Origin of the sequence: Ruania alba, assembly GCF_900105765.1 — a bacterium.
GTDB classification, from domain to species: Bacteria; Actinomycetota; Actinomycetes; order Actinomycetales; family Beutenbergiaceae; genus Ruania; species Ruania alba.
In genome coordinates this window covers 1,106,440-1,132,405 of record NZ_FNTX01000002.1, presented here as the reverse complement: position 1 = coordinate 1,132,405, position 25,966 = coordinate 1,106,440, and the positions used below count along the sequence as shown (strand labels likewise).

The following is a 25,966-nucleotide window of genomic DNA, read 5'->3' as shown; positions in this document are numbered from 1 at the left end:
CTCGACGACCGCACCGCGCGATTCGCGATCACGATCACAACTCCTGTACCGCCGTAGCGTAGTGGGACCTGCCATTACCTGAGATGCTGGCTCCAGGGCAGTTCAGTTCCCGACCGCTCGACAGCGCACGCTCCCTCGAGCGAGTCATGGCCGATTCCCATCGAGGAGGTGCACGATCGTGAGCTCGGACCGTTGGCCCCGCCCCACGGGCCTCCCTCGACTTCCGCGCACCGTCGAGCTTGCCGACAACGTGCTGAACACTCTGGCGGCTCGGTGGCCGTTGACCGTGATCCGGGGGCCGCGGGGATACGGAAAGACCAGCGCACTCGCCGCCTGGCTGTCGTCGATCGAGGTCCCGGCCAGAACGATCTACCTCCCCCTCACGTCGGCCAGCAACCGGTCCCAGGGGTTCTGGGAGGAGCTCCACGACGGCCTGATCCGCTCCGGGCTGCTGCCGCAGACCGACACTGACTCGGAGAAGGCAGTAGGTGACCTGCTGGCATCCCCGGAACCGCTGACGCTCATCCTGGACAACTTCCATGAAGCTGGCATCGACAACGGTGCCGCCGAGATCGACGAACGCCTGATGTCGCTCCTGCAGCAGAACAAGGATCTGTTCGTCGTCACTGCTGGACGGATGCTGCGTTCCCTGGAGGCTGTCGGATCTCATTCGGTCGAGACGGCAGTCATCGGCCCCAAGGAGCTGAGGCTGACGGGACCGATGGTCCATCGTCTCGCGGGCCGCCTCGGCGTCGAGCTGAGCCTAACCGGCGCCGAGGAGTTGGCCGACGAGCTCGGCGGTTGGCCGTCCGCGATCCGTGCAGGGCTGTTCGGGTCCGCCGGTCACGATGAGTCAGGATCAGTGAACCGTGGCCTGATCGACGACTACATCGCCACCACGGTGCGCGAGGCCAGGTTCGAGAACGTCCGCTTATTCGTGCTTCGAACGGCGATCCCGGACGAGTTCGACGTCGCGACGGCCCGGGCGATCGACTCAGACGAGGCGGCGAGCCTGATTCGCCTGGTGCACTCCGCCGGGCTGCTTTCCGAGCGATTCACGGCGGACGGTCCCGTCTACGTCTACCCGCCGGCGGTTCGACGTGCGCTGCGTCGTCTCGTCCGCGAGTCCTACCCCGAGATCGAACGGGGAGTCCATCTCGCCCTGATGCGGCGCTGGCACGACCGGGACCGGCCGGCCCTGACCCTCCTGCATGCGGCACATGCGGGCGAGTGGCAGACCGCCCTGGGCATCGTCGACAGCGAGTGGCGGCGAATGCTGATCGAGGATCCCCTAGTACTGACCGACGCTGCGCGCTTGTTCCCGACATCGATGGCCACCGAGAGTCCCCGGCTGACGGTCGCGCTCGAACATCTGGCCTTCGTCGGGACCATGTCGTCGGCGTCGAAGTACGGCTGGTCCGGGGTGGAGTCGCCGCGCCTGAACACCGAGGTCGCAGCCCATCGTGCCGATGTGCGTGAGCAGGGCGACGATGAGCTGGTGGTGCTGACCCAGTGGGGCATCACCAGCATGATGATGGGGAATCTCGAGACCTCGTTGTACGCCTTTAGCCAGGCGCGTGCGTGCGCCATGCGCGAGGGGGAGGACGGACCCAGCGTGCACGTGGGGACGGCAGGGCTCGCGCTCGTGCACGCCCTGATGGGCGAGCCTGATGCGGCTCTGCAGTGGCTGGCCGATCCGGCACTGGAGCATCGCCTGGAGGATGCCGAGGAGCATCGGTCCGAAGATGTGGTGCGTTTGGTCGCGGCAACAGCGCGTGCGCTCGCGCACGTCGATCGCGCTGACCCAGAGGCCGCACGTTCGGTGGCGGAGATCCCGGCAAGTACGCATCGCGATGAGCTCTGGGCACTGGGGGTCTTCGTCCGCGCGCTCCACGTGTCCTCGACCGGCACCGTGGATGACCTGGCGCGAGAGGCCAACCAACTCCGCGGAGCGCTTCGGCACCTTCGGCGCGGTTCCCTCGTGGAGGCTGTCCTGACCCTGATGCTGATCAAGGTGCTCGTCCTTGCCGAGCGGACACCTGAGGCCAGGGAGATCGTCGACCGGTGGGAGCCGCGCGGCTTCACCTGGATCGCGCGCGCGATCCTGCACGGAGCGGAAGGGGCACATCCGGCGGCAGCAGAGGCAGCAGCGCGAGTACTCCAGTTGAACGACCAGGGCGGACGCTACGCGCTTCCGGCCGCCGTCCTGCTCGCCACTGCTCACCACGGGTCCGGCCGGCACGCCGACGCCCGAGATGCCTTCCGCACCGCAGTCCAGCTCTGCCGGGACACGGGGCGTCGGACACCGTTCTCACTGATGCCGCGGCACATCTTCGACGCTCTGGCGAGCGAGCACGGCAGCGCCGCCGGGCTATGGCCGTATGAGACGGAGGACGCCACGCCCAGTCCCCCTCCGGTGACGGCGGCGATCACCACGCTCACGGCCAAGGAGGTCGAGATCCTTCAAGCCCTGCCCGATCATGCCGGTCCAGTCGGCATCGCTCACGCGCTCGGGCTCTCGACGAACACCGTCAAGACCCACCTGCGCGCGGTGTACCGGAAGCTCGGGGTGACCAGCCGGGAGGAGGCGCTGGCCGTCTCCGGGCAGGTACCCGCTCGGGACTGAGCCGCCGAGGCTCTCACCCGAGGTGGTAGGCCACGCGTACCCGACACCTCGGATGGCGGGGCCGACGTGGCGGCGTACCGTGGACCGTGGTGGTTACCATGCACGCCTCAGACGAACGAACGGCCGAACGTGCGGTCGACCGCGCCTTCGCGGCCGCGCCCCGCAGCGCGTTCCTGCCTCCGGACCAACGCGACGAAGCGCCCGAGGACCGCCCGATCGGGATCGGCGAAGGCCAGACCTGCTCGCAGCCGTCCACGGTCCGCGCGATGCTCCTCCTGCTCGCCGTGGCACCAGGCGCGCGAGTGCTCGACCTCGGCAGCGGGTCCGCCTGGACCACTGCGCTGCTCGCGCACCTGGTCGGTCCGACCGGCCGGGTGGACGGGGTGGAGCGACGGCACGACCTGGCGGCATGGGGACGCGACAATCTTCAGACGTTGCAGTTGCCATGGGCCCAGGTGCACACCGCGCGTGCGGACGTGCTGGGGTGGCCCCAGGGCGCTCCGTACGACCGGATCCTCGTCTCGGCGACCGCACCCCGGCTGCCGGAGTCGTTGCTCGATCAGCTCGCTGACGGTGGACGGATGGTGATCCCGGTGCGCACCACGATGACCGTGGTGGACCGCGTCGGGGCAGAGCTGCGGCAGTGGGAGGCCGGCCAGTACCGGTTCGTCCCGCTGATCGTGCCCGAGTCCCGTTGATCGTGCCCGATGAGCCCGGCTGAGGCGCTCGACCCGATCAGCTCCGGGTCAGCACCACCACGGGATCGGACGTCGGTGCGTCCGACCCGCCCGCTGGTTCCACGGTGACCGCCACGCTCGCCCCGGCAGGGACGTCGGCCATCTCCGCGGAGGTCGCGCCCTCCTGCAGGTGGAGCAGCCCGGCTGGTACTGGGGCAGCATCGGTGGCCGCGATGATCCACAGTTGGTAGTCCCGCTCGGTCACCTCCGGCAGGCCGGCCGCGGCGAACACCACCCGGGTCCCGTCGTCGATCAGCGCCGCAGATCCTCCGCCTACCACGTCCGCCTGCGTCACCTGAGCGTCCCCGGCAGCGACCGCATCGATCACGATCTGCAACTGAGTCTCGAGCCGCTCAGCCCGCTGCCGTTCCTGCCATGCCAGGCCGGAAGGAACGCCGACGGCGATCACCAGGACCGCCGCGACGGCCAGTCGCCGCAGGGTCGCCATTCGGGACGATCGGCCATGTCCGGGCCTCCCACTGGTCGGAGCAGTGGGGGGCACAGACCGGCCGCTCTGCTCACTGGCCGCGACCTCACCCAGCACACGATCACGCAACTGCGCCGGCGGCTCGGCGCGCTCGGCCTCGGCCAGTCCCGCCACTGCTTCACGCAGCTCGGCGGCCTCCCGGGCAAGCTCGGGATCCTCGGCAAGGGCTCGTTCAACCGTCCGACGTTCCACATCGTCCACGGCGTCGACCGCCCATGCGCCGAGCAGCGCACGCACCTCGTCGGTACTCATCGGGCACCTCCTGCGCGTTCCAGTCCCAGGCAGCTACGTAGCCGGAGCAGTCCGTCCCGGATCCGGGACTTCACCGTGGGCAACGCGGCTCCGCTCTCCTCGGCGACCTCACGGTAGGTGAGTCCGCCGTAGAAGGCCCGCTCGACGGCGTCCCGTTGCAGGTCCGTCAAGGTCCCCAGGCAGGTCCGCACCGCGCGCGCTTGGTCACGACCGACCACGGTCTCGGACACCTCATCGAAGGGGCGGTCGAACGCCTGGGGGCCCACCTTCTCGGTCCGGTCCCGGTAGGACTGCTCCGCCCGCACCCGGTCGACGGCACGTCGGCGCGTGACCAGGGCGACCCACGCCGTCACCGGGCCGGACTCCGGCCGGTAACGCGAGGCGGTCCGCCAGATCTCGACCATCGCCTCTTGCGTCACATCGGCCGCCAGGTCCCGGTCCCGGACGATGCGCACGGCCACACCGAAGGCCAGCGCAGCGACGTCGTCATAGAGCGCGGCGAAGGCCTCACGGTCCCCGCCGGCCGACCGGGTGAGCAGCGCTGCACGGTCCGCTGCTGTCAGCGGCCTGCGTGCGTCGGCAGTGGTCACGGCCCCAGTATGACCCGTCCCGGCACGCAGACTGAGCCGGCAGAACGTGCCGAGGTCGATCCGGTCGACAGTCATGGCTCCTCATCGCTTCCTCCTGTCGTCGCACCGGAGGTTCGCAGCCGCGCGCCCTTCGGATGGGTCTCACGGTCAGCACCTCCCGGTACGGTGCCCGGGTGACGTCGCGATTCCAGGTGGTCCCTGCCGCCTACCTGATCCTGCTCCGTGGCACAGACGCCGACCGTGAGGTGCTCCTGCAGCTGCGCCGCGGTACCGGCTACCGCGACGAGCACTGGGCCTGCGCCGCGGCCGGGCACGTCGAGGCAGGTGAGTCGGTGGTCGCTGCCGTGCTGCGAGAAGCCGGTGAGGAGCTCGGGATCACGGTCGACGCTGCTGCCCTGGAGCCGTTGACCACGATGCACCGTACCCATGCCAACCAGCAGCCGATCGACGAGCGGGTGGACTTCTTCTTCGTGTGCCGTCACTGGAGTGGCCGGCCCCGCACGATGGAACCGGCGAAGTCTGCCGGGCTGGAGTGGTGCCGGCTCGACGACCTGCCCGTACCGGTGGTGCCGCACGAGCTGCAGGTGCTGCGCGCCGTCCGGGACGGCACAGTGACACCGATCGTGACCCACGGATTCGACTCTGTCCCCTCCTGACCGGATACGTGACCGCCACGTTGGTGGAGCAGAAGGGGGGACATCTCCCCCACGATGGCGATAGCGCTCGGCCCGGCCCCGCCGTACGGTAGGAGAGTCGATCGAGGAGGGGAACGAACCATGACGAACCCACAACAGCCGCAGGAGCCCCGGGACCCGAACCAGCCCTCAGCCGGCCAGGTCCCCCCGGTAGGTCCGCCGCAGGCCGGTGGGGTCCCACCCGTCGGTCCCCCTCCGCCACAGCCCGGGCAGGCTCCGTCCTGGCAGAACCCGCCCGCCGCTCCCACAGCGCCGACCGGTGGGGAGTACGGCGCGTACGGGGCACCCGCAGGCGTACCGGACGCGCGCCCCGGTGGGGTCACCGCGGCCGCCATCATGACCTGGGTGGGCAGTGCCCTGATCGTGGTGGCCGGCCTGTTCCTGCTCGGAGCGTCCGGCATGTCCAGCGAGCTTCAGGACGCCGGGCTTCCGGCGGAGTTCACCGAGGTGCTGCCTGCTATCGGTGGCGTCCTGCTGGTGATCGGCATCGCGGCGATCGTGCTCGCCGTGCTCGCCTTCCGGCGCAGCAAGGTCGGCCTCTACGGTCTGCTCGCCCTCGGCGGGATCTACCTGATCATGACCATCATCAGCATGGCCTCCGGCGCCGGCGGCGGCGGCATCGTCGGCCTTCTCTGGGTGGGTATCGCGTGCGGGCTGCTGTTCCGGGCCCGCGAGTGGTTCAACCAGAGCCCCACGACCATCTGAACTCGGGCGCGGCTCCTCTCCCAGGCACAGTGCCCCGGGCGCCACGTCTGGTCCGGGGCCGTGGCGTGAGGTCCAGCACCCTCTCAGCAATCTCCCGGCCGGTCGCCAGGTGCACTTCATAGCGTCTGGTGTTGTCACCGACAACCGGCACAGAGGAGATCGCCATGAGCCACACCCAGACGCTGCGGACCTACCAGGGCCGGGTGCTGCCGCACCAGGATGAAGAGGTGGTGGATCAAGGCCTCGCGTTCGACGTGGCCACCCTGATGTCGCGGCGCACGATGCTCGGCGCCTTCGGCGTCGGGGCTACCGGTCTTGGTCTGGCTGCCTGCTCGGCAACAACGACGGAGAGCGCGTCCGGATCCACCCCGACCCCATCAGAGACCTCCGGACTCACCGAGATCCCTGAGGAGACGGCCGGCCCCTACCCCGGTGACGGCTCGAACGGGCCGGACGTGCTGGAGGAGTCCGGCATCGTGCGCAGCGACATCACCACCAGTTTCGGTGAGTCCTCCGGGGTAGCCGAGGGGGTCCCGATGACGCTCGACCTGACCATGGTCGATCGTGCGAACGGCGACGTTCCGTTCGAGGGCGTGGCGGTGTATGTGTGGCACTGCACGCGCGAAGGCGGCTACTCGATGTATTCCGACGGAGCCGCCGAGGAAAACTACCTCCGCGGGGTGCAGATCGCCGACGACGAAGGCCTCGTCACCTTCGGCAGCATCTTTCCCGCCTGCTACAGCGGTCGATGGCCGCACATCCACTTCGAGGTCTACCCGGACCAGGAGAGCATCACCGACTCCGCGAACGCGATCGCGACCTCGCAAGTGGCGCTCCCGCAGGACGTGTGCGAGATCGTCTACGCCGAGACCGGTTACGAAGCCTCGGTGGGCAATCTCGCCCGCATCACTCTGGACTCAGACAATGTCTTCTCCGATGACGGCGGAGCGAGCCAGCTCGCGACCGTCACCGGGGACAACGCCGCCGGCTACACGGTGGCCCTCACCGTGGGAGTGGACACCACCACCGAGACCGGTGGCGGTGGCCCGCCGGACGGTGGGTCAGCCGGCGCCGACGGCCCACCCGGCAATGACGACCGTCTGTGAGCAAAACTCGAGGTGCCGGACCCCTGCAGGGGAGGGTCCGGCGCTTCTCAGGCCGGGCGGGTGACGCGGGCCAGCACCTCGAGCACGTGCTCGTACGCGCGCCCGGTGGCGCGGCTCATGCCCATCTCGCAGGTGCGGTTGCACGAGGCGTAGGAGTCATATCGCCCCGCTACGGCCTCCAGCTCGGCGATCTCTGCCGCCTCGGCTTCCGTGGCCCCCGCGGTGAGCTCGGGATGCAGCATCCCCCGGTCCCCGGCGAACCCGCAACACCCCCATGACGGCGGCACCGTCACCGAGCGGGCGGCCGCACCTGCCACGGCCGCCAGGTCCGGCCCCGTCCCCAGGTGCTCGGTCGAGCAGGTGGGGTGCAGCACCAGGGAATCCAGGCGGGCGTCGTCGGGCACCTCCAGGCGCGGCAGTACCTCGCGGCGGACGTAGGTGACGGCGTCCAGCACCTCGACCTTGTCCCAGAGTGCAGCACGCACCGGGTCCAGATGGGTGGCCAGGTCGGCGATCCCGTGCGTGCAGGAGGCAGCGTCGCAGACTACGGGTGCCCGGCCGCCGTCGGTGGCCGCGAGCACCGCGTCGGCCACCCGCGCGGCCATCGCGTCCTGCCCCTGGGTGAATCCCTTCGACGCCCACGGTGTCCCGCAGCACAGCCCGTCGATCCCCTGCACGAGCTCGACCCGCAGACCGGCACGCGCGCACACCTCGAGCATCGCCGCAGAGGCGCCGACGTCCCCGGCCGCCGGGCCGAACAGGGCACCGGTGCAGGAAGGGAAGAACACCACATCGGGCACCGGCGTGGGGCCGGTCTCGGGCACGCCCAGGTCACTGCGCTTGCGCCCCGGACCGGGCAGATCCTCCCCCACGGCGGGCACGAGATCATGCGGGAGCACCGTACGCGCTGCGGAGGTGACACCGCGCAGGACGGGCGAGGGGACGCCGTCGGCGATCGTGAGACCGGTGCGCAGCACCGAGGTGAGCGGCGCCCACGCGCCGGCCACCGTACTCCCGGCACGCTGCGCGAAGGCCCCGTGCTCCTCGGCGCGGAAGCTCTTCATCACGGCCCCGGTGTCGATGTCGACCGGGCACGCGCGGGCACACAGGGAGTCGGCGGCACAGGTCTGCACCGCATCGTAGGAATAGGCGGCCTCGATCTCGGCCCGAGTGGTGGTGTCGCCGGCCGACCCGGCCAGGTCGGCCTCTCGCAGCAGCGCGATCCGGCGCCGCGGCGTGGTGGTGGTGTTCCGGGACGGACAGGCCGGTTCGCAGAACCCACAGTCCACGCACCGGTCCACGGCGCCGTTGACGGTAGGCACCACCTTGAGGTTGCGCACATGCGCGCGGGGATCGTCGTCCAGCAGCACACCGGGCGCAAGGATGCCGCGCGGGTCGCACAGGCGCTTCACCTCGCCCATCGCGGCGTACAGCTCATCCCCGTACTGACGGCGCACGTACGCGGACATGATCCGGCCGGTGCCGTGCTCGGCCTTGAGGGTGCCGTCGGCGCCGAGCACCAGGTCCACCATGTCGTCAGTGAACGCCTCGTAGCCGGCAAGCTCGCCCGGGTCGTCGAGGTTCGGCGTGATCATGAAGTGCAGGTTCGCGTCGCGCGCATGGCCGAAGATCACGGCGTCGTCGTAGCCGTACTGCGCGAACAGCCGGGTGAGCCCGTGCACGGTGTCGGTGAGCGCGGCGGGGGGAACGGCGATGTCCTCGAGCAGGTTCGTGGTGCCCGGGCGGCGCGCGCCGGCAACTGCGGCGTACAGGCCCTTCCGCACCACCCACATCGCCGAGCGGGCTGCGGCCTCGGAGGTGAACTCGGCGGCGATCCCGAGGCGCTCGATCACCGGTCCGGCCGCGGCCACCTGAGCGGCCAGCTCGTCGGGGTCGGTGGTCTGGAACTCGATCAGCAACCCCGCGTGGTTCGCTACGTGCAGGTCCTTCATCTGCGCCGGTGCGGCCGGCAGCTGCTGGGCCACCCGGAGGGCGGCGGCGTCCATGAGCTCGGCGGCGCGGGCGCCGGCACCGAGGAGATCCGGGAGCGCGTCCGTGGCAGCCCCGGCGGTGGGGAGCACCAGCAGGGCGGTGGCGTGCTCGGTGGGTACGGGCACGGTGCGCAGCACCACTGACGCGATGTAGCCGAGGGTGCCCTCCGAGCCGACCATCAGGTGCGCGAGGATGTCGGCCGGGGCGTCATGGTCGAGGAAGGCGTTGAGGGCGTAGCCCATCGTGTTCTTCATGGAGAACTGGTGCTCGATCACTGCCCGCAGCGCCGGTGTCGAGCGAATCTGCTTCCGGATCCGGAGCAGCCCGGCGTGCAGTTCCGGTTCGGCGTCGCGCAGCCGGCCATCGGCGTCCGATGCACCGGTGTCCACCACGGTGCCGGTGGGCAGCACGAAGCGGATCGAATCGAGGGTGTGATACGCCGTGGCGGCGATACCGCTGGTCATCCCGGAGGAGTTGTTCGCGACCACCCCGCCCACGGTGCAGGCGATCTCGCTAGCGGGATCGGGGCCGAGCTTGCGACCGTAGCGGGCGAGGATTGCGTTGACCCGGCGCAGCACGGCTCCGGGCGCGCATCGCACCCGGGCGCCGCCGTCGAGCACCTCCACCTCGTCGAAATGGCGGCGCACATCGATGAGCACCCCGTCGGTGCCGGCCTGCCCGGAGAGGGAGGTACCGCCAGCGCGGAAGGTGACCGGCTGTCCCGCCCGGTGGGCGGCGGTGAGGGCCGCCACGAGCTCTGGAAAGGTGCCTGGTGTGGCCACCGCGCGGGGCCGGAGCAGGTAGTGGGAGGCGTCGTGCGCCATCCCTGCCAAGTCCGCCGCTGCCGTGCTCCAGGCGTCCGGGGCGACGGCGTCCCGCACCTGATCGAGAGGGTCTGCGGTCGCGGACGGGGTCGGCATACGGGCCACCCTATGTCGTCGAGGGGCACGGGCAGCAGCCGTGGTTTGCACGCACCGCCGCGTACACTCGGCGCCACGACGAGCGAGGGGGCTCCATGGCACACCCGCAGCATCCTGGTCATCCACCGTGGGGACCAGCGCCCGTCACTCGGCCTCGGCCGGTGACCGTGCTTGTGGCGTGCGTGCTCACCTGGGTCGGTGCACCGGCCGTGCTCGCCCTTGCCGGCTTTCTGCTCATTTACTCCACCGATGCCGCGGTGCAGGAAGGTGTTCCAGCCACGAACGCTGCCATCCACCGGGTGGTCGGCTGGCTGATGGTGGCGGCCTGTCTGACCGGGGTAGGAGCCGCGATCGGCACCCTCCTGCGGAAGCGGATCGGGTTTCTCACGCACCTCATCACCCAGGGTGCGCTCCTGGTGCTCGGGGCTGTCGTGACCTTCACCTGGGAACCGGGAGTGCCGGCCCTGCTGATGGCAGGGGCTGCCCTCGTGATCACCCTGCTGTTCCTCGGCCGCGGGTGGTATACGCCCACGCCGCATCGCCCGATGCCACCGGGATGGCCGCACCCGTGACTGGGGCTGACGGCAATACCGTGGTACTGACCGGGCCTTGATCTCCCGCCGCTCGGCCGGGTGATGCACACGTGGGGCTGGGTTTGCAGGGGTGAGTTTATTTCCCGCCGGTGGTGGCGATGCCTTTGACGAGGAACTTCTGCCCGAACAGGAACGCGAGGAACATGGGTACGAGGGAGACGATGGACATCGCGAACATGGCACCCCAGTTGGAGCCGGAGGTGGCGTCCAGGAACGAACGCAGTGCCACCGGCACGGTGTACATGTCGGGGCTGGTCAGGTAGATCAGCGGGGTGAAGAAGTCTGACCAGTTCCAGATGAAGGTGAAGATCGCTGTGGTGGCCAGCGCCGGGATCATCAGCGGGATCAGTACTTGTCCGAAGATGCGTAGGTGACCGGCGCCGTCGATCGTGGCGGCCTCGTCCAGCTCACGGGGGACCCCGCGGATGAACTGGACCATGAGGAACACGAAGAACGCGTCGGTGGCCACGAACTTCGGCAGGACCAGTGGTAGGAACGTGTTCACCATGTCGAAGGCGTTGAACATGATGTATTGCGGCACCACGATCACGTGGATGGGCAGCATGATCGACATCAGCATGATCGCGAACCACAGGCCGCGCAGCCGGAACCTGAGCCGGGCGAAGGCGTAGGCGGCCAGTGAGCAGGAGATCAGGTTCCCGATGATCGCCCCACTCACCACGATCGCGGAGTTGACCAGGTACCAGTCGAAGGCCTGGGACAGGGCGAACCACCCGTCGGAGTAGTTCTCCACATACAGCTCGTTCAACCATAGGCCGGGGGTGCGGAAGATGACCTCGGTGGGTCGCAACGAGGAGACGATCATCCACAGCAGCGGGTAGATCATCAGCAGGCTGACCGCGATCAGCACTGCATGCTTGCCCATGCTGCGCACGTGGTCTTTCGCGGTGCGGGGGGCGGCGATCTCGCCGGCGATCGTCTCAGTCATCGTAGAACACCCAGTACTTCGCGAGGAGGAAGTTCACCGCCGTGAACGTGGCGATGATCAGCAGCAGCAGCCAGGCCATCGCCGAGGCGTAGCCCATGTCGAACCGGGCGAAGCCCTGCTCGTACAGGTACAGCGTGTAGAACAACGTCGAGTCCGACGGTCCCCCGGTGCCGTTGGAGACCACGAACGCCTGAGTGAAGGACTGGAACGCGTTGATGATCTGCAACACCAGGTTGAAGAAGATGATCGGTGACAGCAACGGCATCGTGACCCGGGCGAACTGCGAGAGCCGGCCCGCACCATCCAACGCCGCCGCCTCGTAGTACATCGACGGGATCTGGCGCAGCCCCGCCAGGAAGATCACCATCGGTGAACCGAAGGTCCACACGTTCAACAAGATCAACGTCCACAACGCATAATCCGGGTCCGAGACATACCCCGTCGTGGCATCGATGCCGAAGAACTGCAGCACCTGGTTCACCAGACCGGTCGTGCCGAAGATCTGACGCCACAACAACGCGATCGCGACCGAACCGCCCAACATCGAGGGCAGATAGAACACCGACCGGTAGAACGCCAACCCGCGCATGCCCTTGTTCAGCAGCACCGCCACCGCCAAAGCCAGCGCGAGCTGCATCGGCACACCCACACCCACATAGATCAGGGTGACCTTCAACGACTGATGCAACCGCCCATCAGTGAGCATCCGCTCGTAATTGTCCAACCCGAGGAAGTTCGGCGCCTGGATCAGGCTGTAATCAGTCAACGACAAATACAGCGACGCCAGGATCGGCCCCAACGTGAACAGGAACAACCCCACCAGCCACGGCAACAAGAACAGATACGCCGCCTTGTTGTCATGAGACTGCTCCTTACGCCGCGCAGCCCGCTGCTCCGGGGTCACCGGCCCCTTCTGCTTCAGATGGGACAGCTCAGAAATCGCGCTCATCAACACTCCCCGGTCGACGTCATCTGCACGTCCTCATCCGGCCTGTGCGCAAATGACGCCTGCACAGTCACCGTGATCCCTGACCGGCAGCGACCGGCTCCGGCGGCGGTATAGGGCCACGGAGCAGCGCATCGTCGGTGGAGATCATGAATTCCTCGAGGCGTCCCCTGAGCCGACGAGCGGCGTCACCGTGCTCGGGATCGTCGACGATATTGACGATCTCGTGGGGATCGGACCGCAGGTCGTAGAGTTCCTCGCGGGACCTGGGTCCCAGGTGCGCGTCCCCCATTCCCTTCCGTGTCGGTGAGGACTCGAGGTCGGGCGGAAGGGCGAGCACGGAACGGTCCTCGAAACTACGGATGTACTTGTAGGAATCGGTTCGCACGGCGCGCACCGGGTCATAATCGCTGTGATAGGTCTTCTCCAGAAATACCTCTCGACGCTCCGGAGGAGCGCCATCACAGAGAGACCGGGCGATGCTTTGGCCCTGAACGTGATCAGGCACCGGGATCTCCAACAGGTTCAGAATCGTCGGAACCACGTCGATATGGCTGACCAGCCCGTTCTCCGTCCGCGGACCGGCGCCCTGCCATGTCGGGGGCAGCTTGATCATCAGAGCGACTTGAACCCCTGGGTCATGCAGGGTGCTCTTGGCGCCCGGGAACGGTGCACCGTGGTCGGTGGTGAAGATGACGATCGTGTTGTGGTCGAGATGATTGCGAGCGAGGGCGTCCAGAATGAGCCCGACACCTTGGTCGGCGACGTGGATGGCTGAGGCGAAGGCCGCCAGATCGTGCCGGGTGTGCTCGTTGTCCGGCAGGTAGGCCGGAACGTCCACCTGTTCGGGCGGCACGGTGGGCGGATAACGGTCCTCGGGCCAGTCGCGGTGCGCCTCGACCATGCCGCAGACGAGGAGGAAGGGATCGGCGTCAGGACCACGCCCGTCGAGCCAGCTCGCAGCCACTGATCCGACGTCCTCGGCCCAGGCCCGATCCGGGCCGAGAAGTTCGTCGAAACCAAGTCTGGTCGGGTCACTCGATTCATGCTGAAGACCCGCCAGTGCCGTGCGGTAACCAGCGTCGGCCAGGTACATCGGAAGGGTCTGCTCGCCCTCGTTGAACTCCCATCCGCGATGGGTCAGGCCCTGCAATCCGTTGCTGTGGGGATACCGGCCTGTCCAGAGCGAGCCTCGCGCAGGGCTGCACAGCGGACTGGCGCTGAAGCACCGGGTGAAGAGGGTCGACTCTCCGGCCAGCGCCTCGGTGTGCGGACTGTCCACCTGGTAGCCGTAGGCCGAGAGGTAGGTGCCAAGATCATGCCAGTGAACGATGACGACGTTCGGGCGGTCGGCCGAGGTCATGCGACCTCCGCCGTCAGGTCGTCGACGAAGGCCTGCGCACCGTCCTCGGGCGTGACACGTTCGAAGAGCACGTCCTCCCCATGACGACCCAAGATGCCGGGATAGGCCCCGGCGCCGGCCGGAGGAGGTGGCGGCGGGGTGGACAGATCGGGCTCACACGAATCCATGTACTCGAACACCCGGGCGTCGGCTCCCGAGACGAGATCCACGATGGCCTCGCGTACAGCACCGTTCGGAGGAGTCCCCCGGTCGGCGAGGAGGATCTCGCCCGCCTGCGTGCTGTTGATGAGGAAGTCCACCAGGGTAGTGGCCTCCTCCTGGCGCTCCGAGGTGGCTGCCACACAATAGAGCTGAGCCGGCCGGAACCACATTCCGAGATCAGCCGGCTGGCCGGTCCTGGTGGGGATCCGCAACAACTGCAACTCCCGCTCCATCAGGTCCTCGAACACGGTGAGGTAGTTGGTCGGGATGAACAACATGCCCAGCTGACCCTGGGCGAACAGCGACTGCTCGATCCCGGCCGAACCGTCCTCAAGAGCTGCCGAGGCCGAGGGCGCTATCCCCTCCTTCACCAACTGCAGCCACAGGTCGTACCAGGCGCGCACCTGATCCACCTCGACGCCGACGCCCTCCTCGTCGAAGACCGGGGCGCCGTGCTGCGCGCAGTAAAAGTTCGCGGTGATCTGATCGCCGGCCTGATATGTCACGCCGAACGATCCGTCCGCGGAACCGTCGGTGAGCGCGCGACCGATCTCGCGAAAGTCGTCCCAGGTCCACGTCGTATCGTCGGGCACTTCCACGCCGGCGTCCTCGAAGAACGCCGGGTCCACGAGGACCGCCTGCAGGCCGACACCTGCGGTCGCTCCGAAGAGTTGCCCACCGACCTGCCCACCTCCGGCGGCACCATCGCTCCAGTTGTCGGTGCTGACGCCGGTGAGATCAGCCAGTGAACCTCGATCGGCGTACTCACGCAGGTTCCACTCGTTCATCATGAAGACGTCGGGCCCGCCACCGCCGGCCGTCTGGGTGGCAAGCTTGTCGAAGTAGCCGTCGAAGCCACCAAACTCGCCTGTGACGTCGATCGAGGGGTGCTCCGCCTCGAACGCGGCAATCGCCTCCTCGGTGAGCTCAGTGCGCAGGTCGTCACCCCACCACGCGTACCGCAACGATGCTGCGTCAGCCTCCGGGGCAGCACCTCCGCCGCGAGAACATGCCGAGGCTGAGAGCGCGGCGAGGCCGGCAAGTCCGAGGGCCTGCCGTCGTGACGGGTCCCAGCGTGCGTTGCGATCCATTGCTTCTCCTTCGAATGCGTCTGATCGGTGGCGTGATCGACATGCTCGCGGCATCCGCCCACATTTGTCAACTGCATGTGATTAATCGTGAACAGCCCGCCGTCCTGCTCAGGCATCCACCGTCAGACCGAGAAGGCTCTCGTATACTCGTGCGAATGCCCGGCACGTCGACGCAACTGATGGTCCGTCAGCGCAACTCGACGGCCGCGGCGATCGTGCGCGCCCTCCTCGCCGAGGGACCACTGGGCCGAAAGGAGCTCGCCGCGTCGACTGGCGCGAGTTTCACGACGATCACCAAGCTCGTGACCGAGTTGCTCGAGCGCGGCGACCTGGAAGAGATCCCGCAGGCCCGCCCGCGGCGCTCGGCCGGACGGCCGACCATCCCGATCGATGTACCGCAGCGAGGCAGGGTCCTGCTCGGTGCCCATCTGCACCCCCAGCACACATCCTGTGGCGCCTACACCTTGCGCGGAGAACAGCTGCTGTACCGGTCGCTGCCGACGGCGGCACACACGTCACAGGAAAGGATCGGCGAGGTCGTCGGCCTCGTCCGCGACGTGGCCGACGCCGTGGGTGTCGACGCCGTTCTCGGCATCGGCGTATCGAAGCCCTGGGACGAGTTCTGGGCGGGCCCCCGGCCCCAACAGGTGGTGGACGTCGATCACACCGGGCTGTTGGATGGCCTGCGTGCCCGGATCGACCTGCCGATCCGCGTGGACTCCAACGTCCAGGCTCTGGCGCTGGACCAGCACTGGTGGGACGGGTACGACGGCAACGTGTTGAGCATCCTCGTCGGGCGATCCGTGCGAATCGCCCAGATGCGAGGTGATTCCCTCGTGCTGGAAGGTCCCACCGGTGGCGGTGTGGTCTCACACCTGGTCGTCCCCGGCTCGACGGCACCATGCAACTGCGGCCAGACCGGATGTGTCCGGGTCACCTGCACCGACGACGCCTTGCTCACCCAGGCGGTTGACGCGGGCCTGCTGCCCAGCGATGCGATGCAGCGCGATCTCTACCCACCAGCGGCGGCGGACTCCCCCGGTCTCGCGGACCTCCGCCGCTGTCGTGCGCTCGCGCTCGGGCAGTTCGTCCCGCTGTTGATGGGCCTCCTCCAACCAGATCAGACAGTGATCAGCGGACCGCTCGGAACGCAGGACGAGATTCAGGAGTGCCTGGAACTGATCCGCACCCGTCACGCCGAGCTGACCGGTCACACTGCGCGGGTTCACCGCCACGCCCGGTTCGGGCCGGAGACATGGCCGCGGGCATCGGCGGCACTCGCGCTCGACAGTTATCTCGCTGCGCCCCTGGCTATCGAACGCGGCACCCCGGCGAGCGGAAACCTGGCTGCCGCCGATCAGTCCGCGGGCACATGACCCAGCCCACTCGAGACCAGCCCGTACGACCAGGCGGGATCACCGCCGCCGTGGCGATGACCATCCTGGGCTCGGCCCTGATGACCGTCGTCGGTGCAGGATTCGTGGCGTTGGGAAGCGTCACGCCGGATCAGCTGTCCGTACTCGGCACCCGGGCCGGCACGATGGTGCCGTTCCTCGGCGGTGCCCTCCTCGTCTCCGCCGCAGCCGCGATCACGCTCGCCGCGCTCGTCCTGCGACGCCGCCGCGGCGCCCTCTACAGCCTGCTGGCGCTGGGGCTGTTGGTGATGTTCGGCTGTGTCCTGGCGGTGGTCTACGACGTCGGCGGGCCGCAGGCCATCGGTCCGATCCTGTGGATCGGGGTGGCGAGCGGGCTGCTGTGGCAGCACCGGACCTGGTTCAGCGACTGAGCCGAGAAACTATCGGCGGCCCACAGCCCTCAGTTGCCCTGTGCGGGGCAGTGATGTGCTCAGCACCGTCGAAACTTCGCCGGTTCGCCGATAGACTCGGCCCCACAACTTCACCCGACCGCGCACCCGTCACGGGAGAACGCCGCTCAGCGGCTGCCGTAGGAGCAACCCCTCCCGGGAATCTCTCAGGCCCACGCACCGTGGCGGCAGGTCACTCTGGAGAGCGGTGCCTGGATCCATCCAGGGCACCCGCCGACGGGGCAAGCGGACTGCGCAGCACGGCAGCGTCGCACAATCTCTCAGGCACAGTACAGAGCGGGAGGAACCACCAGACGCGCCTGACGCAAGGAGTTCCTCGATGTCCGCACCCACCCCGCAGCCACCAGCGGCGACGCGTGCACCATGGGTGGGGATCTTCGACCTCTTCACCGTGGGGATCGGACCGTCCAGCTCACACACGGTGGGGCCGATGAGCGCGGCCCGGGACTTCGTCGAACGGCTCGGGGACCAGGTGGCCGACGTGGCCCACCTCGAGGTGGAGTTGTACGGCTCGCTCGCGGCCACAGGCCGTGGGCACGGCACCCTGACGGCGGTAATGCTGGGCCTGGAGGGGTGCGCCCCGGACCGGATCCGCACCCAGGAGGTGACCGAGCGCGCCGAACGGATCGCCCACGAGCACACGCTCGTCCTCGCCGGCCGCACCACAGTGCCCTTCGACGCCGACCGCATCGTGCTCTCCCCGCGCACCGTGCTCGCCCGGCACAGCAACGGGATGCGCCTGCGCGCCCTGGGCTCCGACGGCGTCGTGCTGGATGAGGCCGTGTACTTCTCCATCGGGGGCGGGTTCATCGTCCGGGAGGATCGCGAACCCGCCGAGTTGGGCAGGGATACGGCCGGTTCTGGGGCCGAGAGCGACCGCAACCTTGCCCAACCCGGTGGGGAGCAGCCAGCCGGAGAGGGAACGGCCGGCACCGGGACGGCGGAGGTGCCGTTCCCGTTCGAGACGGCTGCCGAGCTCCTCGCCATCTGCACCCGCGAGCGCCTGAGCATCGCCGAGGTGGCCATGCGCAACGAGACCGCCACCCGCACCGAGGCCGAGGTCAGAGCCGGTGTGCTGCACATCCGGTCGGCAATGAACGAGTGCATCGCCGCCGGCATCTCCGCCGAGGGTGAGCTGCCGGGCGGACTACAGGTACGCCGTCGGGCGCCTGCCTGGGCGGCACGGCTGCGGGCGGAAGACACCGATCGCGACCCCGCCTATGCCCAGGAGTGGGTGAACCTGGTGGCGCTGGCAGTGAACGAGGAGAACGCGGCCGGCGGGCGCGTGGTGACCGCACCCACGAACGGTGCAGCCGGTGTCATACCCGCCGTGCTCGACTACGCCGTGCACTACGGCCCGACGGCGCACGGTGCCTCACGCGATGATGTGGCCGTGACGTTTCTGCTCACCGCCGCAGCGATCGGGGCGTTGTACAAGGCCCGCGCATCGATCTCCGGTGCCGAGGTGGGCTGCCAAGGCGAGGTGGGCTCGGCCAGCTCGATGGCGGCCGGCGGGCTCGCTGCAGTGCTCGGCGGCACACCGGAGCAGGTGGAGAACGCCGCCGAGATCGCGATGGAGCACAATCTCGGCCTCACCTGTGACCCGGTGGGTGGGCTGGTGCAGATCCCGTGCATCGAACGGAACGCGATCGCCGCGGGCAAGGCTGTCAACGCCGCGAAGATGGCGATGTGGGGCGACGGCACGCACCGGGTCAGCCTGGACCAGGTGATCGAGACGATGCGCCAGACCGGCAAGGATATGAGCGACAAGTACAAGGAGACCGCCACTGGCGGGCTCGCCGTGAACGTGGTCGAGTGCTGACCAGGGAGGACACAGCGTGACCGGATCGACGAGCGATATCGACGCAGGCGGGCCCGGCGAGCCGCGGGAGACGCCGCTGCGTGCCGAGCACGAGGCGCTCGGGGCCAGCTTCACCGACTTCGGAGGCTGGTGGATGCCGGTGCGCTACTCCTCCGACATCGGCGAGCACAAGGCCGTGCGCGAAGCAGCCGGCCTGTTCGACATCTCGCACATGGGCGAGATCGTGGTGCGCGGTGCCGGGGCCGGGGAGTTCCTGGACTACGCGCTCGCCGGGCGACTCTCCGCGGTGACGGTGGGCCGGGCGAAGTACACGATGATCCTCACCGCCAGCGGCGGCATCATCGACGACCTCGTGCTCTACCGTCTGGCTGAGGACAAGTTCCTGGTGATCGCGAACGCCGCCAACCGGGAGACCGTGGCGGCGGAGCTCACCTCACGCGCCGACGGCTTCGACGCCACCGTCACCGACGACTCCGACTCCTACGCGCTGATCGCGCTGCAGGGGCCGGCCGCCGTCGGCATCCTCGACGAGGTAGTGGCCTCCGGAGCGATCACCGAGATGGGCATGCCGCTCGCGGAGGTGAAGAACTACGCCTGGACCGACGCCACCTTCACCCCGGGTGAGGGTGCGGTCGATGATCGGGCCGAGACCGACCACAAGGTCACCCCCGGTGAGGAAGGCGCCGGTGCGGGCGTGACGCCGCTGCTGCTCGCCCGCACGGGGTACACCGGTGAGGACGGGTTCGAGCTGTACGTGGCCGCCGAGCACGCGGTGGCGCTGTGGCGGACGGTGTTGGCGGCGGGTGCGCCGCACGGGCTGATACCGGCCGGGCTGGCCGCCCGGGACACGCTCCGCCTGGAGGCAGGAATGCCGCTGTACGGGCATGAGCTCTCCCGCGACATCGTGCCCGCGCAGGCCGGCCTGGGCCGGATCATCCCGCGCGACAAGGGGGACTTCGTGGGTCGTCCGGCGCTGGAGGAGCGCCCGGATGCGCGTGTGCTGGTGGGCCTGGTGGCCGAGGGCCGGCGCGCGGGCCGCGCCGGCTACACCGTGCACGACGGCGAGACCACCGTCGGAGAGATCACCAGCGGTGCCCTCTCCCCCACCCTGGGCCATCCGGTGGCCCTCGCCTCTGTGGACCCGGCCGTGGCTGAACCCGGGACTGCCCTGACCATCGACGTGCGCGGGAAGCGGATCCCCGCCACCGTGACCACCCCGCCCTTCTACCGGAGGAAGAAGTGACCGACCTGAACACCCTGCACTACACCGCCGAGCACGAGTGGATCGCCATCGACGCCGATGTGGCGACCATCGGTGTCACCGACTTCGCCGCCGACCAGCTCGGTGACGTCGTCTTCGTGGACCTGCCGGCCGTCGGCACCACCGTGACCGCCGGGGAGGAGATGGGGGAGATCGAGTCCACCAAGTCCGTCTCGGAGCTGTACGCACCGGTGACCGGTGAGGTGATCGAGGTGAACCAGGCGGTGGACGACGACCCGGCGCTGGTGAACTCCTCCCCCTTCGACCAGGCATGGCTGGTGAGGGTCCGGGTCGACGCCGAGGTGACGGGGCTGCTGGACCGGGACGCGTACGTGGCGATCACCGGGGGCGCGTCGTGAGCACACCCCACCGCCGCAACTCCTACGCCGACCGGCACATCGGTCCCTCCCCCACTGACCAGCAAGCGATGGCCGCAAGCCTGGGGATCACGGGGGACGACCCGGTCGGAGCGACGATGGAGTCCGCGGTGCCGGGTGTGATCCGCGGGCTCGGCGAGGCCGGTGCGAGTGTGCCGCAAGCCGGCTCCACCGAGACTGAGGTGCTGACCGAGCTGCGCGCTCTCGCCGCGAAGAACCGGGTGCTCACCCCGATGATCGGTCTGGGCTACTCCGACACGATCACCCCGTCGGTCATCCAGCGGAACGTGCTGGAGAACCCGTCCTGGTACACCGCCTACACCCCGTACCAGCCGGAGATCTCCCAGGGCCGGCTCGAGGCACTGCTGAACTTCCAGACCATGGTGGCCGACCTGACCGGGCTACCGACGGCGAACGCCTCCCTGCTCGACGAAGCGACCGCCGTCGTGGAGGCGATGCTGGTGGCACGCCGGGCGGTGAAGCGCGGCGGGGACACCTTCGTGGTGGACGCCGACGCGCTGCCGCAGACGAAGGCAGTGCTCACGATGCGGGCGGAGGCACTCGGGATCGAGCTGGTGGAGGTCGATCTCGCCGGTGGTGGGGCACTGCCGGAGCAGGTGTTCGGTGGCTTCATCCAGTACCCCGGCGCCTCTGGGACCGTGTGGGACCCGCGTGCTGCGATCGACGCGCTGCATGCGGCCGGTGGGCAGGCCGTGGTGGCGGCGGACCCACTGGCGCTGACACTGCTGTCCTCGCCAGGATCGATGGGTGCGGACGTGGTGGTCGGGTCCACCCAACGGTTCGGGGTGCCGCTCGGCTTCGGTGGCCCGCACGCCGGGTACATGGTGGTGCGGCAAGGTCTGGAGCGGCAGCTTCCGGGCCGGCTCGTGGGCGTGTCCAAGGACGCCGACGGTCACCTCGCCCACCGGCTCGCGCTGCAGACCCGCGAGCAGCACATCCGCCGGGAGAAGGCGACCTCGAACATCTGCACCGCGCAGGTGCTGCTCGCCGTGATGGCCGGGATGTACGCGGTCTACCACGGGCCGCACGGGCTGCGGGCGATCGGCGAGAACGTGCTGGGCAAGACGATGCTGCTGCGTTCCTGGCTGGTGGACGCGGGGGCGCAGGTGATCACCGAGTCATTCGTCGACACCCTGCGGGTCCGCGTGCCGGGCAGGGCCGCCGAGGTGGTGGCTACCGCCCACGAGCTGGGCGTGCAGCTGTGGCAGGTCGATACCGACACCGTGGGGGTGTCAGTGGGTGAGGCCACCACGCACACCGATCTGCACCGGGTGGCCGCGGCCTTCGGCGGACCGACCGAGCGGGCCTTCGCCACGGTGGGCGCCTTCCCGGCCGGTGACGAGCACGAGTGGCCGATTCCGGCCGAGCTGCGCCGGGAGGTGGACTACCTGGAGCATCCGGTGTTCTCCACGCACCACTCCGAGACGGCGATGATGCGCTACCTGAAGCGTCTGGCCGACTCCGACTATGCACTGGACCGCGGGATGATCCCGCTGGGTTCGTGCACGATGAAGCTGAACGCGGCCACGGCGATGGCATCGATCACGTGGCCGGAGTTCTCCCGGATCCACCCGTTCGCCCCGGCGCAGGACGTCGGCGGCTACCTGGAGCTGATCGACCAGCTGGCCACCTGGTTGGCGGACCTGACCGGGTATGACCAGGTGTCCCTGCAGCCGAACGCGGGCTCGCAGGGTGAGCTGGCCGGGCTGCTCGCGATCCGCGCCTACCACCATTCCCGCGGGGACCACGATCGTGACGTGTGCCTGATCCCGAGCTCGGCGCACGGCACCAACGCGGCCTCGGCGGTACTCGCCGGGATGCGGGTGGTCGTGGTGGCCTGCGATGACATGGGCAACGTCGACCTGGCCGACCTGCAGGCGAAGATCGCCCAGCATGGCGATCAGCTGTCCGCCCTGATGATCACCTACCCCTCCACGCACGGTGTCTACGAGCACGACGTGCTGGACATCACCGCGGCCGTGCACGAGGCCGGTGGGCAGGTCTACATCGACGGCGCGAACCTGAACGCCCTCCTCGGGCATGCCCGATTCGGTGACCTCGGTGGAGACGTCTCGCACCTGAACCTGCACAAGACGTTCGCGATCCCCCACGGCGGTGGGGGACCCGGCGTCGGGCCGGTGGCGGCGAAAGGGCACCTGGCACCGTTCCTGCCCTCGCACCCATACGCTCAGGAACCGTCCGAGGGTGTTGGCCCTGTCTCAGCGGCGCCTTATGGCTCCGCCGGGATCCTGCCGATCTCCTGGGCATATGTGCGGATGCTCGGGCTGGAGGGCCTCACCGAGGCCACCGATGCCGCCGTGCTCGGGGCGAACTACCTGGCCGCACGGCTCGGGGAGCACTTCCCGATCCTGTACACCGGGGACCATGGACGGGTGGCGCACGAGTGCATCGTGGACCTGCGCCCGCTGAAGGCGGCCACCGGGATCACCGTGGACGATGTGGCCAAACGACTCATCGACTACGGCTTTCACGCCCCGACCATGAGTTTCCCCGTGGCGGGCACGTTCATGGTCGAACCCACCGAGTCCGAGGACCTGGCCGAGCTGGATCGCTTCACTGACGCGATGGCCGCGATCAAGGCGGAAGCCGAGCGGGTCGCCGCCGGGGAATGGCCGGCAGGCGACAACCCGCTGGTGAACGCCCCGCACACAGCGGCGTCGATCGCAACCGAGTGGACCCACCCGTACACCCGCGAGGAGGCCGTCTACCCGGCCGGGGTCACCGCGGCGAAGTACTGGCCTCCGGTGCGCCGGATCGACCAGGCGCACGGGGATCGGAACCTCGTGTGCTCGTGCCCGCCGATCGAGGCGTTCAGTTCGTGAGGATCACAGGGTCGAGCCCAGCGGCCGATCGGATGTGAAGCCGGGGAGCACGAGGAAGGCGCCACTCGCGCTCACGCGCGTGTAGTCCATCAGGTCGTCACTGTCATCGAGGCGCTGCTGGGTGCGCACGAACGTGCGCAGGTCGCGTTGAAAGCACATGAACAGCAGACCGGAATCCGCGCCCCCGTTGTCGAAGGCGTACCCGCGGCGGAGCATGAGCTGACTGCCGGTGAACGAGGGGTGCGCGGCACGCACGTGCGAACGCGCCGGAGTGCGGAACTCACCGTCGGCGGTCTTGGCAAGCAGATCCACCTCATCAGTGAGCCCGCCGCCGCTGAGGGGCGCGCCGTCGGAGCGGCGGCGGCCCACGATCTGCTCCTGCCGGGCGACCGGCTCGCTGCGGAACGCCTCCGCGTCCAGCACGATCCGCCGGACCACCAGCACGGTGCCACCGGCGGCGGGCCCGTCCGGGATCCAGACGTTCTCGGCGAGCTCCTCCGTGCTGCGTGGCACGATCACACCGTCATGGAAGCCGAGCGGGTTGCGCACGATCGTGCCCTGGCCCGGGCCGCGGAAGCACCGTTGGCCCCAGCGCACCTCGCCACCGCCGACGGCGGAGGTCACCGCCGCCATGGCGTCCGCCGTGGCGTTGGGGTCGCTGCCGTAGACGGCCAGGAAGAGGTCGCCGCCGCTGAGTTGCTCGTCCAGGTCGGCGTCGCTGTCGAACCGGGGAAGCGCCTGTGCACCGGGGACGTCCGGTCCGCGGAGTGAGCGCACCACGGCCGGGCCGATCCCGACCGTGACGGTCACGTCTCCCGGTCCGTCAGGGAGCTCGGGAGTCCCGGTCGTGGTCAGGCGGGTGATCTCCTCCCCCACGGCAGCGAGCATCGACCGCACCTGAGGGGCGCCGTGACGGTCCAGATCGAGCACGGTCACGCAGCCGTGCTGCGGCGGGGTGGCGGGCCTGTCGATGCCGGCCTGGTGGTCACCGTGTGGCGAGACCGGGACCGGTGCGCGGACGTCCTCGCGCAGGTGGGTTTCCGGCCCGGAACGGCCCGCCCAGGCGGTCGCGGCCACGGCACCGAGCCCCGCGGACCCGGCGCCGATCGCCAGGCCGCGCAGCACATGCCGGCGTGGTGGTGCGGCCGGGGTGAGGTCGCCGGCCGGCGACGCGATCTCCGCCGTGCTCGCAGCGGTATCCGTGCCGTCTGTGCTCTCCGGGTGGTCGGGGCGCCCGGTCACTCCACACCTGCCCGGTCGGCCAACAGGCCCGGCTCCGGTACCTCGAACTCGGCCGGATCCGGCATGACGACCTGGGCGGGCAGCGGCTCCGGCACCTGCTCGTCGACTGGCAGGCTGGGCTGCTCCGGTGGTTCGGGCACCTGCAGGAAGCTGATCCCCTGCGGCACGTCCACCTCCATCGGCTGGCCCCCTCCGCCGTCGGGAATGCCTTCCGGGCACACGGCGTCGGCCAGCGACGACGGGCTCGTAGTCACCTCGCCAAGGCCCTCGTGGCAGTTCTCGGCCGACGGCGTCCGCTCGGCCGAACCGTCGACCAGATCCACCCCGTTACCGCCCAGCACCCCCGCGCGCACCACGTTCCCACGGGCGGGCAGATCCTCGGTGTTGGTCAGCAGCACCCCGGCAGCTGGGTTGTTCTCGATCCGGTTGTTCTCCAGCACGTTGTCCTGGCCGCCATTGATCCCGACACCGATCCCGAACCCGCCGAGAGCGTGTGCCGGTGACTCGGCACTCGTGTTGCCGCTGATCAGGTTACCCACCACCACATTCGCACGCTGGGGGGTGAACGCCTCCTGATAGTTGGAGATCAGCGTCATCCCGATACGGTTCCCGCTGAACCGGTTGCCTGCGATGAGTACCGAGTCCGAGGCGTTCGCGTTCTCGAACCCGATGGCGTTGCGCTCGGCGACATTGCCCGAGACCAGCACATCGCAGTCCTCGCACTGGCCAACGTAGAAGCCGGAGTCCGCCGAACCGGAGGCGTAGGAACCGGTGATCGACCCGTGCCGCGCGTTAAAGGCGTAGATCCCGTAGAGACCGTTGTTGAACGCGGTCACGTGATCGACAGCGAACCGTTCCAACGGGGGGAAGTCGGCCGGATCGAGCTCGGTGTACCCCGGGCCGCCATGCGCGAGCGGACCGGTCTCGTCGTGCATGCTCGTCACGAGCACCCCGTAGAACAGGGCCGAGTGCACGGTGAGATTCTCGATACGTGCCCCGTCCGCGGTGGCGACGACCCCGAACGAACGCACCCCTCCGCCGTCGATGATCACGCCGTTGCGATCGGTCCCCCGCAACGTGACGTCCTCGACGTCGATCGTCACCTCCTCGGGATAGGTGCCCGGTTCCACGAGCACGAGTCCGCCTGGGGCCACCTCATCCATGGCCGCACTGATGGTCGCCGCATCAGTGGGCACGCGCACGACGGCGGAGCTCGCCTCCGCAGGAGAGCCGTCCTGGCATCCGGCGAGCACCAGGCATCCGGCGAGCAGGCCTGCGAGCATCGTGGCGGGACGGCGTGCTCGTGACCGACGCATCGGCAT

At 69.0% G+C, this 25,966-nt stretch carries 21 protein-coding genes and 2 riboswitches; of the genes, 12 read left to right on the top strand and 9 right to left on the bottom strand.

Going from position 1 to position 25,966, the window contains the following annotated elements; genetic code table 11:
• The first annotated feature begins 178 nt into the window (after positions 1-178).
• The gene (locus BLU77_RS15640; RefSeq protein ID WP_089773991.1) at positions 179-2,626 is read left to right on the top strand and encodes a LuxR C-terminal-related transcriptional regulator; all 2,448 of its coding nucleotides are present in this window, start codon (positions 179-181) and stop codon (positions 2,624-2,626) included.
• A gap of 98 nt (positions 2,627-2,724) precedes the next feature.
• Complete coding sequence (locus BLU77_RS15635) at positions 2,725-3,324, top strand: protein-L-isoaspartate O-methyltransferase family protein (protein ID WP_089773990.1); 600 nt, start codon at positions 2,725-2,727, stop codon at positions 3,322-3,324.
• Between the two features lie 37 nt (positions 3,325-3,361).
• Here the strand turns inward: BLU77_RS15635 and BLU77_RS15630 are convergent, their stop codons facing one another.
• Complete coding sequence (locus tag BLU77_RS15630; protein ID WP_089773989.1) at positions 3,362-4,102, bottom strand: anti-sigma factor; 741 nt, start codon at positions 4,100-4,102, stop codon at positions 3,362-3,364.
• Positions 4,099-4,692, bottom strand: coding sequence for a sigma-70 family RNA polymerase sigma factor (locus BLU77_RS15625; protein ID WP_245708897.1), 594 nt, complete (start codon positions 4,690-4,692; stop codon positions 4,099-4,101). Before BLU77_RS15625 ends, BLU77_RS15630 begins: the two co-directional genes overlap by 4 nt.
• Before the next feature lie 173 nt (positions 4,693-4,865).
• On the opposite strand from BLU77_RS15625, the gene BLU77_RS15620 reads away from it, so the two are divergent.
• The 3 genes from BLU77_RS15620 (at position 4,866) to BLU77_RS15610 (ending at position 7,198) form a co-directional block, all read left to right on the top strand.
• Positions 4,866-5,348, top strand: a complete 483-nt coding sequence (locus BLU77_RS15620) for an NUDIX hydrolase (protein ID WP_089775889.1) — start codon at positions 4,866-4,868, stop codon at positions 5,346-5,348.
• A 120-nt stretch (positions 5,349-5,468) separates the two neighbouring features.
• Positions 5,469-6,092: a hypothetical protein gene (locus tag BLU77_RS21820; protein ID WP_139177797.1), complete on the top strand. Its 624-nt coding sequence runs from the start codon at positions 5,469-5,471 to the stop codon at positions 6,090-6,092.
• A 164-nt stretch (positions 6,093-6,256) separates the two neighbouring features.
• Positions 6,257-7,198, top strand: coding sequence for an intradiol ring-cleavage dioxygenase (locus BLU77_RS15610; protein WP_089773986.1), 942 nt, complete (start codon positions 6,257-6,259; stop codon positions 7,196-7,198).
• Between the two features lie 47 nt (positions 7,199-7,245).
• On the opposite strand, the gene BLU77_RS15605 is transcribed toward BLU77_RS15610, so the two are convergent.
• Positions 7,246-10,110 (bottom strand): FAD-binding and (Fe-S)-binding domain-containing protein, encoded by a 2,865-nt coding sequence (locus tag BLU77_RS15605; protein ID WP_089773985.1) that lies wholly within the window; start codon positions 10,108-10,110, stop codon positions 7,246-7,248.
• A gap of 161 nt (positions 10,111-10,271) precedes the next feature.
• Here BLU77_RS15605 and BLU77_RS15600 point away from each other — a divergent pair, with 161 nt between their 5' ends.
• A complete protein-coding gene (locus tag BLU77_RS15600) occupies positions 10,272-10,682 on the top strand; it encodes a hypothetical protein (protein WP_089773984.1) in 411 nt (136 codons plus the stop codon).
• Positions 10,683-10,779: 97 nt separating this feature from the next.
• Here BLU77_RS15600 and BLU77_RS15595 read toward each other — a convergent pair whose 3' ends face one another.
• The 4 genes from BLU77_RS15595 to BLU77_RS15580 all read right to left on the bottom strand — a co-directional run bounded on the left by BLU77_RS15595 (position 10,780) and on the right by BLU77_RS15580 (position 15,253).
• Positions 10,780-11,652: a carbohydrate ABC transporter permease gene (locus tag BLU77_RS15595; protein ID WP_089773983.1), complete on the bottom strand. Its 873-nt coding sequence runs from the start codon at positions 11,650-11,652 to the stop codon at positions 10,780-10,782.
• Positions 11,645-12,601 carry a carbohydrate ABC transporter permease gene (locus BLU77_RS15590; RefSeq protein WP_089775887.1) on the bottom strand — a complete coding sequence of 319 codons (957 nt, stop codon included), beginning with the start codon at positions 12,599-12,601 and terminating at the stop codon, positions 11,645-11,647. The genes BLU77_RS15595 and BLU77_RS15590 overlap by 8 nt, the downstream gene beginning before the upstream one ends.
• A gap of 67 nt (positions 12,602-12,668) precedes the next feature.
• Complete coding sequence (locus BLU77_RS15585) at positions 12,669-13,961, bottom strand: sulfatase family protein (protein WP_089773982.1); 1,293 nt, start codon at positions 13,959-13,961, stop codon at positions 12,669-12,671.
• Positions 13,958-15,253 carry an ABC transporter substrate-binding protein gene (locus BLU77_RS15580; RefSeq protein ID WP_175477144.1) on the bottom strand — a complete coding sequence of 432 codons (1,296 nt, stop codon included), beginning with the start codon at positions 15,251-15,253 and terminating at the stop codon, positions 13,958-13,960. Before BLU77_RS15580 ends, BLU77_RS15585 begins: the two co-directional genes overlap by 4 nt.
• Before the next feature lie 155 nt (positions 15,254-15,408).
• Between BLU77_RS15580 and BLU77_RS15575 the strand changes: the two genes are divergently transcribed.
• The 6 genes from BLU77_RS15575 (at position 15,409) to gcvP (ending at position 23,402) form a co-directional block, all read left to right on the top strand.
• Entirely contained in the window at positions 15,409-16,629 is a 1,221-nt protein-coding gene (locus tag BLU77_RS15575) for an ROK family protein (RefSeq protein WP_175477143.1), read from the top strand.
• Positions 16,626-17,039: a hypothetical protein gene (locus BLU77_RS15570; protein WP_089773980.1), complete on the top strand. Its 414-nt coding sequence runs from the start codon at positions 16,626-16,628 to the stop codon at positions 17,037-17,039. The genes BLU77_RS15575 and BLU77_RS15570 overlap by 4 nt, the downstream gene beginning before the upstream one ends.
• 122 nt (positions 17,040-17,161) lie before the next feature.
• Positions 17,162-17,250: riboswitch (glycine riboswitch) on the top strand.
• Positions 17,251-17,363, top strand: a riboswitch (glycine riboswitch).
• A gap of 34 nt (positions 17,364-17,397) precedes the next feature.
• Entirely contained in the window at positions 17,398-18,900 is a 1,503-nt protein-coding gene (locus BLU77_RS15565; RefSeq protein ID WP_089773979.1) for an L-serine ammonia-lyase, read from the top strand.
• 16 nt (positions 18,901-18,916) lie between these two features.
• On the top strand, positions 18,917-20,143 hold the full coding sequence (locus BLU77_RS15560; protein WP_089773978.1) for a glycine cleavage system aminomethyltransferase GcvT: 1,227 nt from the start codon (positions 18,917-18,919) through the stop codon (positions 20,141-20,143).
• The gene (gene gcvH / locus BLU77_RS15555) at positions 20,140-20,520 is read left to right on the top strand and encodes a glycine cleavage system protein GcvH (protein ID WP_089773977.1); all 381 of its coding nucleotides are present in this window, start codon (positions 20,140-20,142) and stop codon (positions 20,518-20,520) included. The genes BLU77_RS15560 and gcvH overlap by 4 nt, the downstream gene beginning before the upstream one ends.
• A gap of 68 nt (positions 20,521-20,588) precedes the next feature.
• Positions 20,589-23,402 carry an aminomethyl-transferring glycine dehydrogenase gene (gcvP, locus tag BLU77_RS15550; RefSeq protein ID WP_245709008.1) on the top strand — a complete coding sequence of 938 codons (2,814 nt, stop codon included), beginning with the start codon at positions 20,589-20,591 and terminating at the stop codon, positions 23,400-23,402.
• A gap of 3 nt (positions 23,403-23,405) precedes the next feature.
• Here the strand turns inward: gcvP and BLU77_RS15545 are convergent, their stop codons facing one another.
• Both BLU77_RS15545 and BLU77_RS15540 read right to left on the bottom strand, forming a co-directional pair.
• The gene (locus BLU77_RS15545) at positions 23,406-24,644 is read right to left on the bottom strand and encodes a Dyp-type peroxidase (RefSeq protein ID WP_175477142.1); all 1,239 of its coding nucleotides are present in this window, start codon (positions 24,642-24,644) and stop codon (positions 23,406-23,408) included.
• Positions 24,641-25,960 carry a right-handed parallel beta-helix repeat-containing protein gene (locus BLU77_RS15540; protein WP_175477141.1) on the bottom strand — a complete coding sequence of 440 codons (1,320 nt, stop codon included), beginning with the start codon at positions 25,958-25,960 and terminating at the stop codon, positions 24,641-24,643. The genes BLU77_RS15545 and BLU77_RS15540 overlap by 4 nt, the downstream gene beginning before the upstream one ends.
• Between the last annotated feature and the right edge of the window lie 6 nt (positions 25,961-25,966).

Coding starts and splice junctions, on each gene's coding strand:
- BLU77_RS15635 (WP_089773990.1), top strand. CDS start 2,725: ATGCACGCCTCAGACGAACGAACGGCCGAACGTGCGGTCGACCGCGCC.
- BLU77_RS15630 (WP_089773989.1), bottom strand. CDS start 4,102: ATGAGTACCGACGAGGTGCGTGCGCTGCTCGGCGCATGGGCGGTCGAC.
- BLU77_RS21820 (WP_139177797.1), top strand. CDS start 5,469: ATGACGAACCCACAACAGCCGCAGGAGCCCCGGGACCCGAACCAGCCC.
- BLU77_RS15610 (WP_089773986.1), top strand. CDS start 6,257: ATGAGCCACACCCAGACGCTGCGGACCTACCAGGGCCGGGTGCTGCCG.
- BLU77_RS15605 (WP_089773985.1), bottom strand. CDS start 10,110: ATGCCGACCCCGTCCGCGACCGCAGACCCTCTCGATCAGGTGCGGGAC.
- BLU77_RS15595 (WP_089773983.1), bottom strand. CDS start 11,652: ATGACTGAGACGATCGCCGGCGAGATCGCCGCCCCCCGCACCGCGAAA.
- BLU77_RS15590 (WP_089775887.1), bottom strand. CDS start 12,601: ATGAGCGCGATTTCTGAGCTGTCCCATCTGAAGCAGAAGGGGCCGGTG.
- BLU77_RS15585 (WP_089773982.1), bottom strand. CDS start 13,961: ATGACCTCGGCCGACCGCCCGAACGTCGTCATCGTTCACTGGCATGAT.
- BLU77_RS15580 (WP_175477144.1), bottom strand. CDS start 15,253: ATGGATCGCAACGCACGCTGGGACCCGTCACGACGGCAGGCCCTCGGA.
- BLU77_RS15575 (WP_175477143.1), top strand. CDS start 15,409: ATGCCCGGCACGTCGACGCAACTGATGGTCCGTCAGCGCAACTCGACG.
- BLU77_RS15570 (WP_089773980.1), top strand. CDS start 16,626: ATGACCCAGCCCACTCGAGACCAGCCCGTACGACCAGGCGGGATCACC.
- BLU77_RS15565 (WP_089773979.1), top strand. CDS start 17,398: ATGTCCGCACCCACCCCGCAGCCACCAGCGGCGACGCGTGCACCATGG.
- gcvP (WP_245709008.1), top strand. CDS start 20,589: ATGGCCGCAAGCCTGGGGATCACGGGGGACGACCCGGTCGGAGCGACG.
- BLU77_RS15540 (WP_175477141.1), bottom strand. CDS start 25,960: ATGCGTCGGTCACGAGCACGCCGTCCCGCCACGATGCTCGCAGGCCTG.